We start from the raw sequence: 12,224 nt of genomic DNA on the forward strand, positions 1-12,224 counted from the left end.
CCGCGACCTGACGGGCGTATTACCTATCGCCAAGGGTATTGTCAAGAGGGTTTCCGTCCGCCACGACGGTGATTTTCGTTCACCCGCACCCGCACCCGCACCCGCACCCGCACCCGCCACATATGAACCCACACCCGCCACACATGAAACGGAGAGCCCACGTGACGCGCAGCGTGTACGTGACCGGGATCGACCGCGGCGACGGCCGCCAGGTCGTCGAGCTGGGGGTCATGGAACTCCTGACCCGCCAGGTCGACCGGGTGGGGGTGTTCCGCCCGCTGCTGCACCACGGTCCGGACCGGCTCTTCGATCTGCTGCGCGCCCGCTACCGGCTCTCCCAGGACCCGACGACCGTCTACGGCCTCGACCACCACGAGGCGTCCACGCTCCAGGCCGAGCGCGGCACGGACGAGCTGGTCTCCACGCTGGTCGACCGGTTCCACGCCGTCGCCCGTGACTTCGACGTCGTCCTCGTGCTGGGCACCGACTTCGCGGACAGCCAGTTCCCCGACGAGCTCTCCCTCAACGCGCGGCTGGCCAATGAATTCGGCGCGTCCGTCATCTCCGTCGTCGGCGGGCGGGGGCAGACCGCCGAGTCCGTCGCCGCGGAGACGCACAACGCCTACCGCGCCTACGAGGGCCTCGGCTGCGACGTCCTCGCGATGGTCGTGAACCGGGTCGCCCCGGCCGACCGTACGGAGATAGCCGAGCGGCTCGGCTCCCGGCTCCCCGCGCCCGTCTACGTCCTCCCCGACGAGCCCGCGCTCGCCGCGCCGACCGTCGCGCAGATCACCCACGCGCTGGGCGGCAAGGTCCTCCTCGGCGACGACTCCGGCCTCGCCCGTGACGCCCTGAACTTCGTCTTCGGCGGCGCCATGCTGCCGAACTTCCTCAACGCCCTGACCCCGGGCTGCCTCGTCGTCACCCCCGGCGACCGCGCGGACCTGGTTGTCGGCGCCCTCGCCGCGCACAGCGCGGGCACCCCCCCGATCGCGGGTGTGCTGCTCACGCTCAACGAGCGGCCCAGCGACGAGGTCCTCACCCTCGCCGCCCGCCTCGCGCCCGGCACCCCGGTCGTCGCCGTCGAGTCCGCGTCCTTCCTCACCGCGTCCGAACTCGTGACCATGGAGGGGAAGCTGACCGCCGCGACCCCGCGCAAGGCGGAGACGGCCCTCGGGCTCTTCGAGCGGTACGTCGACACCGCCGAGCTGAGCACCCGGGTCTCCGCGCCCAGCAGCGACCGCGTCACCCCGATGATGTTCGAGCACACCCTCCTCGAACAGGCCCGCTCCGACAGGCGCCGCGTGGTCCTGCCCGAGGGCACCGAGGAGCGCGTGCTGCACGCGGCCGAGGTGCTGCTGCGGCGCGGGGTCTGCGACCTCACCCTCCTCGGGCCCGTCGACACGATCCGCAAGAAGGCCGCCGACCTGGGCATCGACCTCGGCGACAGCCAGCTGATCGACCCGCGGACCTCCGAGCTGCGTGACACCTTCGCCGAGTTGTACGCCGGGTTTCGCGCCCACAAGGGCGTCAGCGTCGAGCTGGCGTACGACGTCGTGTCGGACGTGAACTACTTCGGCACGCTGATGGTGCAGGAGGGGCTCGCCGACGGCATGGTCTCGGGGTCCGTGCACTCCACGGCCGCCACCATCCGGCCCGCCTTCGAGATCATCAAGACCAATCCGGACGCCGACATCGTCTCGTCCGTCTTCTTCATGTGCCTCGCCGACAAGGTGCTCGTCTACGGCGACTGCGCGGTGAACCCGGACCCCAACGCCCAGCAACTCGCCGACATCGCCGTCCAGTCCGCCGCCACAGCACAGCGGTTCGGCGTCGAACCGAGGATCGCGATGCTGTCGTACTCGACCGGGACGTCCGGCTCCGGCGCCGACGTCGACAAGGTGCGGGAGGCGACCGAGATCGTCCGCTCCCGGCGCCCCGATCTGAAGATCGAGGGGCCGATCCAGTACGACGCCGCAGTCGAGCCGTCCGTGGCCGCGACCAAGCTGCCGGGCTCCGAGGTCGCCGGGCAGGCCAGCGTGCTGATCTTCCCGGACCTCAACACCGGCAACAACACCTACAAGGCCGTCCAGCGCTCGGCCGGCGCGATCGCGGTCGGCCCGGTCCTCCAGGGGCTGCGCAAGCCGGTCAACGACCTGTCCCGGGGCGCGCTCGTCCAGGACATCGTCAACACCGTCGCCATCACGGCGATCCAGGCCCAGTCCCCCAGCGAGAAGGCAACCGCCCAGTGAGCTCCTCCCGCGTCCTCGTCCTCAACTCCGGCTCCTCGTCGGTGAAGTACCAGCTGCTCGACATGCGCGACAGCAGCCGCCTGGCCGTCGGCCTGGTCGAGCGCATCGGCGAGGAGACCTCCCGGCTGAAGCACACGCCGCTCACCGACGGGGGTGGGTCCCGCGAGTGGACCGGCCCGATCGCCGACCACGAGGCCGCGCTCAAGGCCGTCGCCGAGGAACTGGCCAAGGACGGGCTGGGGCTCGACTCCCCCGAGCTGGCCGCGATCGGCCACCGCGTCGTGCACGGCGGGCAGAGCTTCACCGAGCCGACGGTCGTCGACGACGCCGTACTCGCCGAGATCGAGCGGCTGATCCCGGTGGCGCCGCTGCACAACCCGGCCAACCTCACCGGTATCCGCACCGCGCAGGCACTGCGCCCGGACCTGCCGCAGGTCGCCGTCTTCGACACGGCCTTCCACACGACGATGCCGGAGTCGGCGGCCCGCTACGCGATCGACGTGGAGACCGCCGACGCGTACCGCGTCCGTCGCTACGGCTTCCACGGCACCTCGCACGCGTATGTGGCCCGGGCGACGGCCGAACTGCTGGGCAGGGCGCCGGAAGAGGTGAACGTGATCGTGCTGCACCTCGGCAACGGGGCGTCGGCCTCGGCGGTCGAGAACGGCCGGTGCGTGGACACCTCCATGGGGCTGACGCCTTTGGAGGGGCTCGTGATGGGTACGCGCTCCGGAGACATGGACCCGGCCGTCATCTTCCATTTGATGCGCGTTGGCGGAATGTCCACGGACGAGATCGACACTCTCCTCAACAAGAAGAGCGGTCTGATCGGACTGTGCGGCGACAACGACATGCGGGAAATACGCCGACGTATCGACGAGGGCGACGAACGGGCGAAGCTGGCCTTCGACATCTACATTCATCGGTTGAAGAAGTACATCGGCGCCTACTACGCGGTGCTGGGCCGGGTGGACGCGGTCGCGTTCACGGCGGGTGTCGGTGAGAACGCGGCACCGGTGCGGGAGGCCGCCGTCGCGGGCCTGGAGGGGCTTGGCCTGGCGGTCGACGACGCCCGCAACGCCGTACGGAGCGACGAGCCGCGGCTGATCTCGCCGGCCGGCGCACGGGTCGCCGTGGCCGTCGTACCGACCGACGAGGAACTGGAGATCGCGACCCAGACGTACGCACTGGTCGTAAAGAACATCTGAGCTACGAAAAGAACAACTGAGCAGCCGGGCAATACACACCGGTAACACGCCTGAGCGCACAGCCGCCCATTTGGGTATTCCACCAGCCGGAATATTCCGTAGCGAAACAAACCGATAGGATCGCCCCATGCGCCGTTCGAAAATCGTTTGTACTCTCGGCCCCGCGGTCGACTCCCACGAGCAACTCGTCGCCCTGATAGAGGCCGGCATGAACGTGGCCCGCTTCAATTTCAGCCACGGCAGCCACGCCGAGCACCAGGGCCGCTACGACCGGGTCCGGGCCGCCTCCGCCGAGAGCGGCAAGGCCATCGGTGTCCTCGCCGACCTTCAGGGCCCGAAGATCCGCCTGGAGACCTTCGCCGAGGGCCCGGTGGAGCTGGTGCGCGGTGACGAGTTCACCATCACCGCCGAGGACGTGCCGGGTGACAAGCACATCTGCGGTACGACGTACAAGGGTCTGCCCGGTGACGTCGCCCCGGGCGACCAGGTCCTCATCAATGACGGCAATGTCGAGCTGAAGGTCATCGAGGTCGACGGTCCGCGGGTGCGCACCGAGGTCATCGAGGGCGGTGTCATCTCGGACCACAAGGGCATCAACCTGCCCGGCGCGGCGGTGAACGTGCCGGCGCTGTCCGAGAAGGACGTCGAGGACCTGCGGTTCGCGCTGCGCATGGGCTGTGACCTGGTGGCGCTGTCGTTCGTGCGGGACGCGAACGACGTGCAGGACGTCCACAAGGTGATGGACGAGGTGGGCCGCCGGGTCCCCGTGATCGCCAAGGTGGAGAAGCCGCAGGCGGTCGAGAACATGGAGGACGTCGTGATGGCGTTCGACGGTGTGATGGTCGCCCGTGGCGACCTGGCCGTCGAGTACCCGCTCGAGAAGGTCCCCATGGTGCAGAAGCGGCTCATCGAGCTGTGCCGCCGCAACGCCAAGCCGGTGATCGTGGCGACCCAGATGATGGAGTCGATGATCACCAACTCCCGCCCCACGCGCGCCGAGGCGTCCGACGTCGCCAACGCGATCCTGGACGGCGCGGACGCGGTCATGCTGTCGGCGGAGTCCAGCGTGGGCGCGTACCCGCTGGAGACGGTCCGCACGATGTCGAAGATCGTCGCGGCGGCCGAGCAGGAGCTCCTCTCCAAGGGCCTGCAGCCGCTCGTGCCGGGCAAGAAGCCGCGTACGCAGGGCGGTTCGATCGCCCGTGCCGCCTGCGAGATCGCCGACTTCCTCGGCGGCCGCGCCCTGGTGGCCTTCACCCAGTCCGGCGACACGGCCCGTCGGCTGTCCCGCTATCGCGCGTCCCAGCCGATCGTGGCGTACACCACCGACGAGTCGACGCGTAACCAGCTCGCCCTGAGCTGGGGCGTCGAGTCCCACGTCGTGCCGTTCGTGAACAGCACGGACGAGATGGTGGATCTGGTCGACCAGGAGATGGTCAAGCTCAACCGCTTCAAGGAGGGCGACATCGCCATCATCACCGCCGGCTCCCCGCCCGGCGTCCCGGGCACCACGAACATGGTCCGGGTGCATCACCTGGGCGGCGGGGCGCGGGACTGACAGGCACCGCGAAGGACGTTGTACGACATCGAGGGCGCCCCCTGTGGCAGGGGGCGCCCTCGGTGCTGTGCGGCTCCCGGTGTGGTCCTGAGGTCCTCAGCCGAGCGGCGTGATGGACTGCTGCATCCCGGGGACCTTGAGGGTCCCGCCGAACTGGGCGGCCTGGATGACCTTCACCTTGGTGAAGTAGATCCACGGGATGTTCACCGGCGGGGGGTGCTTGGGGTCGAAGGTGACCGGGATCAGGCCCAGCAGGTTGCCGGAGATGCTCTCGGTGTACATGACCGTCTTGCCGCCGGTGATCTCGGACGTCGTGCCCTTGCCGGCCTTCACGTGGTACTGCACCCCGGCGGCCGGGTCGTCGACGATCTGGTGGAGGTCGCCGATGTCGGTGCCGTCGGAGACGACGTACTTCAGGACCTCCTTCACCGTGCCGTCGGCGGTCTTCACCTTGACGATGCCCTTGTAGTCGGCCCCCTTGAGCGTCAGCGAGCTGGCTTCGAGGGTCCACGGGTCGTCGGCGAGGAGCGGGATGCCCTTCTCGACACCGCTCTCGTCGTCCGTGGCGGCCACACAGCTCTTCGGGAGCTCTGTCTCGCTCGGGGACGGGCTCGGGCTGGAGGAGGCCGTGTCGGTGTCCTCCTTGGCCTTCTCGGCCGCGTCCTCGACGGTGTCGGTGACGTCCTTGGCGGTGTCGTCGTCCGTCGTGGCGGCCTTGGCGTCCTTCTCGGCCTCTTCCTTCGCATCGCCGGCCGTGTCGGTCTCGTCCTCGGAGGCCGAGGGGGACGGGGTGGCAGAGGGCGAGGCGGCGGCGTCGTCGGACGTGGCGTCGTCGGTGTCGCCGGGGGTGAAGATGTCCTCGAGCGCGTTGCCGATGTCCTCCAGGACGTTGCCGCCGCTCTCCTCGGTGGTCTCCGTGGAGGAGGACGACGTGTCCGTGGACGCGTCGTCACCGGTGGAGGTGTCCTGGGTCGCGGTGTCGGTCGGCGTGGGCTCGGCCGTGTCGTCGTCCTTGTCGTCGGAACCTGAATCCGACGAAGAGGAACCGGAGTCGGAGGAGTCGGACGTCGTGTCCTCGCTCTTGTCCTCGTCCTTGTCCTCGGACGCGCTCTCGCTCGCGGAGGCCGACGGCGACGGCGTGGCCGTCGTCTCCTCGGCGTCCTCGCCCTCCAGGGCCGAGACACAGTCCTTGTACTCGTCGGCGGTCAGGCTCTTCGACGACGAGGGGTCGTCGGCCAGGGCGAGCGTCGGCGTGAATCCCATGCCCATGAGGACCGCCGTCGGCATCGCCGCCAGGGCTATCGCCTTGCCGGTCGGCACATGGAGCCTGGTGAGCAGCGGCTTCTTGGGGGCCGCGTGGCGCGGCCCCGTTCTCGTACGGGACCCGGCCGCGGACTCGTCCCCCATCGGCTCAGCCGGCACGGTTCCTCCCGTTGTCGTTGTCGGACGCGCCGGCGTCCGCGGTCTGCGGCACCGGCAGGCCGTGCTCGCCCGCGTCGGCGACCGGCCCGGGGGCGACATCGGCGGACGGCACCTCCTTCGGGCCGTCGGACTGGGCGGCCTCGGGGGCCCCTTCCTCGCCCGGCGCCCAGGAGAGGGCGAGCGCGCCACCGATCAGCGCCAGCAGGAAGCCCATGACGAATCCACCGAAGTTGGACACCACGAGCGACACCAGGGACAACACGATCGCGGCGACACCGGCGAAGATCCGGGTGGCCTGCTGGAACCACATCGTCAGGCCCAGCGTGACCAGCAGTACGCCGATGATCAGGGAGCCGGCGCCACCCGTCGTCGCCATGGCGATCGACATCTGGCCCAGCTTGAGGGTGGCGTACGGGAAGTAAGCGATGGGCAGACCACTGAGGAGTGTGAACAGGCCCGCCCAGAAAGGCCGGTCGCCCCGCCAGTCGCGAAACCGCAGACGTGCCCGGGTGAAGGTCCCGGCGCTCTGGACCGGAGTCTCGGCACTCATGGAAAAACAGCTCCCTGGATCCGGTGGAAGTACGTACCGGCTATGCCGCCGTGGAGAGGTGTGCGAAGTTCAACGCGCGAAGAGCGGTACCCGGCGCATGGCGCGTCGGGCGGACCGTACGGGCGGGGAAGCACGGGCTTCCCCGCCCGACCGTCAGCTCAAGTACCCAGGGGTACTCGCGCGATGGAGGCTCAGAAGCACTCCATCTTGGAGTCCGTACCGAGCCTGAGCTTCAGGTTGCTCAGCTTGAACGTGCCGGCCGTGGTGGACCAGGCGACCTGCTCGGCGTTGTCGAGCACGGCCTTGTCGGCCTGCTGGGCGAAGCCGCCCGGCAGAACGCCCTTGTCCTTGACCGCGGGACCCTTGCTCTGGTCCTTGACGGCCACACCGATGTCCATGTTGGTGAACTCGGCATCGCCATCGAGCTGGGCTATGTCGAGGTAGAGCTGCTTGGCCTCGACCGGCTTGTTCTTGTCCGAACCCGCGTCAATACGCATGTAGACGGTCCCGAACAGCGGGATGTCCGTCTTCAGCGACTGGCACAGGTTGTTGATCGTCGCGGTGTTGAACGACGAGATCGCCACCGGACGCTTGGTGGTCTTGTCGCCAGCGATCGACGTGTAACCGTCGACCAGACCGCCGTACTGGGCGAACCCGTCACCTTCGAGGTGACCGGCCCGGACCTTGAACTGCTGGCCGGAGACGGTGAACGACGCGGCGAGCGCACCCTGCGCAAGCCCGATGCCCACTGCTGCGGCCGCGGCGACGCTGGGGACCATGACCACAGCGAAGCGCTTCCATCTGGTCCCGCCACGCGGCTTGGAACCCATGTTTCCTCCTTCTCGGACGTACATCTCCTGACACCGGATCGCCCCGTGACGGCGGCTCGGCCGGGCAGGGATGGGAGAAGTGCTACGTCCTCGGGAAGGAGAGCGCCCGCGCTCGGTGGCGCCGAAGCGCCCGAATCACCGGCGATCACCCCCGAGCGACAACCACTGGTCGCGCCTGACACGCATCACGCACAACCTGCTGGACAGGCTCCGCCGTTGGCAGAGACCCCCCTGTCCAAGAACCGACGCCACTGTCGCCGGCTCTACTCGGTGGGGATCCAGAAATCCGTTTGACCCGACTGGCTGACGGGGTACGGGAACGGACCGAGCGTCGCCGATCGTGGTGCATTCTCGTCGCCCCCGCAAGGGGGGTCGTTACTGGCTAGTAACGGACGGATAACCGAACAACGACCCATCGGCATCGGCCGACGACTCAGGGTGCCTCCGGGTGACGTGACACTTCGGTTGACAGTCGGACAGAGTCCGACACAACGACGCGGTTCTCTTACTTCAAGTAACAGCGGCCGCGAATTACCAAGATTTGGTAAAGCGCGGCCGCAAAGTCACTGTGTCGCCAAATCCCTCACCCCGCCACCGCCCCGCCCCGACGGCACCGGGGACGGGACCGGACCGAGGCCGGACCCGGCTCTAGAACAGCGCCCGGGCCAACGCCCGCCGCGCCGCGGCAACCCGCGGATCGTCGCCGCCGACCACGTCGAACAGCTCCAACAGTCGTACCCGTACGGCCTCCCGGTCATCCCCCGCCGTGCGCCGCACCGTGTCGATAAGTCGACCGAAGGCGTCATCCACATGCCCGCCGACGAGATCCAGGTCCGCCGCGGCGATCTGCGCCTGTGCGTCGGCGGGGTCCTCGGCGGCCGCCTTGCGCACGTCCTGCGGGTCCACACCCTGCACCCGCTGGAGCAACTCGGCCTGCGAGAGGCCCAGTCTGGCCTCGGTGTTGCCCGGGTCGTCGCTCAGCACGTTCTTGTACGCCTGCACCGCACCGCCGAAGTCGCCCGCGTCCAGGGCCTGTACGGCGGCTTCGAGCAGGTGGTCGTACGGACCGGCCTGGATCTGCGGGGCCACCTCGGGGGCGGCGCCGGGCTCGGCGTCCGGGTCCACGACGAGGCCGGTCAGCCCGAAGCGCTCCTCGGCGACCTGCACGAGCTGGTCCAGCGTGGCGCGGATCTGCTGCTCGGGGGCGGCCCCCTGGAAGAGGGGCAGCGCCTGCCCCGCCACGACGGCGAAGACGGCCGGGATCCCCTGGACACCGAACTGCTGCATCAGCATCTGGTTCGCGTCGACATCGATCTTGGCGAGGACGAACCGGCCGTTGTACTCGACGGCCAGCCGCTCCAGCACCGGGCTGAGCTGCTTGCAGGGCTGACACCACTCGGCCCAGAAGTCGATGACGACGGGCACCTCGGTGGACCGCTGAAGGACCTCGCTCTCGAACCCGGCCTCGTCTACGTCGATGACGAGATCGGCGGGCGACACGGCCCCTCCCCCGCCCTGCCGGGCCGCTTCGGCGCGCGCCTGCTCCGCCTTCGCCTTGGCCTCCTGGGCCGCCTTCACCGCGGCGAGGTCGACGACTCCGCTCATGGACATGTTCCGTGGCTGCATGAGTACATCCTCCCCCTTCCGAGCGCGCGCGTGAAAAAGCGTCGGGAAAGCCGGCGCCCCACCGCCGCCCGCTTTCGCTACGGGTCGTAGCGTAACTGTGCTCGCGACCGCTCTGCACCCACTGACGTACCCACTCCCCGGTGATCTGCCTCACGACGTCGCGAAAGACATCCGGAAGACCTCGGGAACGGCCGGATATGGTCGACGGATGCAGAGCCGCAGCCCCTCTTCCCGCGCCACGGGCCGCCCGCGCAGCGCCGCCGCGGACGCCGCGATCCTGGCGGCGACCCGTGAGGCCCTGGTCGAGCTGGGCTGGTCCAAGCTGACGCTGGGGGACGTGGCGACACGGGCCGGGGTGGCGAAAACCACGCTCTACCGCCGCTGGGCGGGCAAGAACGAGCTGGTCGTGGACGCCGTGGCGGCACTCTTCGACGAGCTGGAACTGCCCGACCGGGGCAGCCTGGCCGCCGACATCGAGGGCGTGGTCCTGCAGTTCGCCGCGCTGCTGGCCCGCCCCGAGGCGAAGAGCGGCCTGATGGCGGTCGTGGCCGAGTCCACGCGCGACGCGGCCCTGCGCGAACGGATCCGCGCCGCGGTCGTCGCCCCCCAGAAACGCCTGGTCCACCAGGGCCGCGCCCGCGCCCAGTCCCGCGGCGAACTCCCCCCGGAGTCCGACCCGGTGGAGTCCGCCCGCACGGTGGACCTCATCTTCGACATGGTCGCGGGTGCGGTGGTCCACCGCACCCTGGTCAGCGCGGAACCGGCGGACGAGCAGTGGGCACGGAGCTTCACGAGGGTGCTGCTGCTCGGCCTGACTCCCCAGCAGAGTCCCGCACCGGACAGCCCGTCCGGCGCTTGAGGACGAGGCCGTCCGGGCCGAGAAGCGGGGGTCCGGGGGCCGCGGCCCCCACGGGACGGGAATGGGCCCCAGGGGACGGGAATGGGCCCCAGGGAACGGGTATGGGTGGGGCGGCGCGGGCGAGAACAAGCCACGCCACCCCCACCCGCCCCTCAGAACCCGGCCGGCTCCGTATAGACCCCCCACTCGTCCCGCAGCACCCCGCAGATCTCCCCCAGCGTCGCCTCGGCCCGCACCGCCTCCAGCATCGGCTCGATCATGTTCGAACCGTCCCGCGCGGCCGCGAGCATGGCCTCCAGCGCCGCACGAACAGCCGCGTCGTCGCGATGCGACTTCCGCTCGGCCAGCACCCGCACCTGCTCACGCTCCACCTCGTGACTGACCCGCAGGATCTCCAGATCGCCGGTCACGGACCCGGTGTGGACGTTGACGCCCACGACCCGCTTCTCGCCCTTCTCCAACGACTGCTGGTACCGGAAGGCGGACTCGGCGATCTCGCCGGTGAACCACCCGTCCTCGATCCCGCGCAGAATGCCGGAGGTGACGGGCCCGATGGGGTGCCGCCCGTCGGGATGCGCCCTGAGCCCCCGCTCCTTGATCTGCTCGAAGATCTTCTCCGCTTCCGCCTCGATCCGGTCCGTCAGCTGCTCGACGTACCACGAACCGCCCAGCGGATCCGCCACGTTGCCGACCCCGGTCTCCTCCATCAGCACCTGCTGCGTGCGCAGCGCGATCTCGGCGGCCTGCTCGCTGGGCAGCGCGAGGGTCTCGTCCAGGGCGTTGGTGTGCAGCGAGTTGGTCCCGCCGAGCACGGCGGCGAGCGCCTCGACGGCGGTCCGTACGACGTTGTTGTACGGCTGCTGGGCGGTGAGGGAGACCCCGGCGGTCTGGGTGTGGAACCGCAGCCACTGCGCCTTGTCGGACCGAGCCCCGTACACATCCCGCATCCACCGCGCCCAAATGCGCCGCGCGGCACGGAACTTGGCGATCTCCTCGAAGAAGTCGACGTGCGCGTCGAAGAAGAAGGAGAGCCCGGGGGCGAACACGTCGACATCGAGCCCACGGCTGAGCCCCAGTTCGACGTACCCGAACCCGTCCGCCAGCGTGTACGCCAGCTCCTGCGCGGCCGTGGCCCCCGCCTCCCGGATGTGGTACCCGGAGACGGACAGCGGTTTGTAGGCGGGGATGCCGGCCGCGCAGTGCTCCATCAGGTCCCCGATGAGCCGCAGATGGGGCTCGGGCTGGAAGAGCCACTCCTTCTGTGCGATGTACTCCTTGAAGATGTCGGTCTGGAGCGTCCCGTTGAGCACGGCGGGGTCGGCCCCCTGTCGCTCGGCGGTGACGAGGTACATGCAGAAGACGGGAACGGCCGGCCCGCTGATGGTCATGGAGGTGGTGACATCCCCCAGCGGAATGTCCCTGAACAGCACCTCCATGTCGGCGGCGGAGTCGATGGCGACCCCGCAGTGCCCGACCTCGCCGAGCGCCCGGGGATCGTCGGAGTCCCGCCCCATGAGCGTGGGCATGTCGAACGCGACGGACAGGCCCCCGCCCCCGTTGGCGAGGATCATCTTGTACCGCTCATTGGTCTGCTCGGCGTTCCCGAACCCGGCGAACTGCCGAATGGTCCACGTCCGCCCTCGATAGCCGGTCGGGTGGAGCCCGCGGGTGTACGGATACTCCCCCGGCCACCCGATCCGCTCGAACCCTTCGTACCGGTCCCCGGCCCGGGGCCCGTACACCGGCTCCACGGGATCGCCGGAGAGCGTGGTGAAGTCCGTCTCGCGCGTGCGCGCGGCGTCGTAGCGGGCCTGCCAGCGACGGCGACCCTCCTCGATGGCGTCAGCGTCCATGCACCTAATTTACTAGGACGTCCTAGTAAGTGACAGTTATGCTGGTCAGGACGCGCGCGCGGGGCG

9 protein-coding genes are annotated in these 12,224 nt (G+C 69.5%); 4 read left to right on the forward strand and 5 right to left on the reverse strand.

Annotated elements, in window-relative coordinates; translation table 11 throughout:
* Positions 1 to 161: 161 nt before the first annotated feature.
* From pta to pyk, 3 genes are all read left to right on the forward strand, one after another.
* Positions 162 to 2,252 carry a phosphate acetyltransferase gene (pta, locus tag SGFS_RS20370; protein WP_286252218.1) on the forward strand — a complete coding sequence of 697 codons (2,091 nt, stop codon included), beginning with the start codon at positions 162 to 164 and terminating at the stop codon, positions 2,250 to 2,252.
* Positions 2,249 to 3,460 (forward strand): acetate kinase, encoded by a 1,212-nt coding sequence (locus SGFS_RS20375; RefSeq protein WP_286252219.1) that lies wholly within the window; start codon positions 2,249 to 2,251, stop codon positions 3,458 to 3,460. The genes pta and SGFS_RS20375 overlap by 4 nt, the downstream gene beginning before the upstream one ends.
* Before the next feature lie 127 nt (positions 3,461 to 3,587).
* Complete coding sequence (gene pyk, locus SGFS_RS20380; RefSeq protein WP_286252220.1) at positions 3,588 to 5,018, forward strand: pyruvate kinase; 1,431 nt, start codon at positions 3,588 to 3,590, stop codon at positions 5,016 to 5,018.
* A gap of 96 nt (positions 5,019 to 5,114) precedes the next feature.
* Here pyk and SGFS_RS20385 read toward each other — a convergent pair whose 3' ends face one another.
* The 4 genes from SGFS_RS20385 to SGFS_RS20400 form a co-directional block, all read right to left on the reverse strand.
* A complete protein-coding gene (locus SGFS_RS20385; protein ID WP_286252221.1) occupies positions 5,115 to 6,440 on the reverse strand; it encodes a hypothetical protein in 1,326 nt (441 codons plus the stop codon).
* Positions 6,430 to 6,990, reverse strand: a complete 561-nt coding sequence (locus tag SGFS_RS20390) for a DUF6114 domain-containing protein (protein ID WP_286252222.1) — start codon at positions 6,988 to 6,990, stop codon at positions 6,430 to 6,432. Before SGFS_RS20390 ends, SGFS_RS20385 begins: the two co-directional genes overlap by 11 nt.
* Positions 6,991 to 7,181: 191 nt before the next feature.
* Positions 7,182 to 7,820 carry a DUF6230 family protein gene (locus SGFS_RS20395; protein WP_286252223.1) on the reverse strand — a complete coding sequence of 213 codons (639 nt, stop codon included), beginning with the start codon at positions 7,818 to 7,820 and terminating at the stop codon, positions 7,182 to 7,184.
* 648 nt (positions 7,821 to 8,468) lie between these two features.
* Positions 8,469 to 9,446: a tetratricopeptide repeat protein gene (locus tag SGFS_RS20400; RefSeq protein WP_286252224.1), complete on the reverse strand. Its 978-nt coding sequence runs from the start codon at positions 9,444 to 9,446 to the stop codon at positions 8,469 to 8,471.
* Between the two features lie 208 nt (positions 9,447 to 9,654).
* On the opposite strand from SGFS_RS20400, the gene SGFS_RS20405 reads away from it, so the two are divergent.
* The gene (locus SGFS_RS20405) at positions 9,655 to 10,305 is read left to right on the forward strand and encodes a TetR/AcrR family transcriptional regulator (protein WP_286252225.1); all 651 of its coding nucleotides are present in this window, start codon (positions 9,655 to 9,657) and stop codon (positions 10,303 to 10,305) included.
* Between the two features lie 152 nt (positions 10,306 to 10,457).
* On the opposite strand, the gene SGFS_RS20410 is transcribed toward SGFS_RS20405, so the two are convergent.
* Entirely contained in the window at positions 10,458 to 12,158 is a 1,701-nt protein-coding gene (locus tag SGFS_RS20410; RefSeq protein ID WP_286252226.1) for an acyl-CoA mutase large subunit family protein, read from the reverse strand.
* Positions 12,159 to 12,224 lie beyond the last annotated feature (66 nt).

It is taken from the genome of Streptomyces graminofaciens, assembly GCF_030294945.1.
GTDB lineage: Bacteria > Actinomycetota > Actinomycetes > Streptomycetales > Streptomycetaceae > Streptomyces > Streptomyces graminofaciens.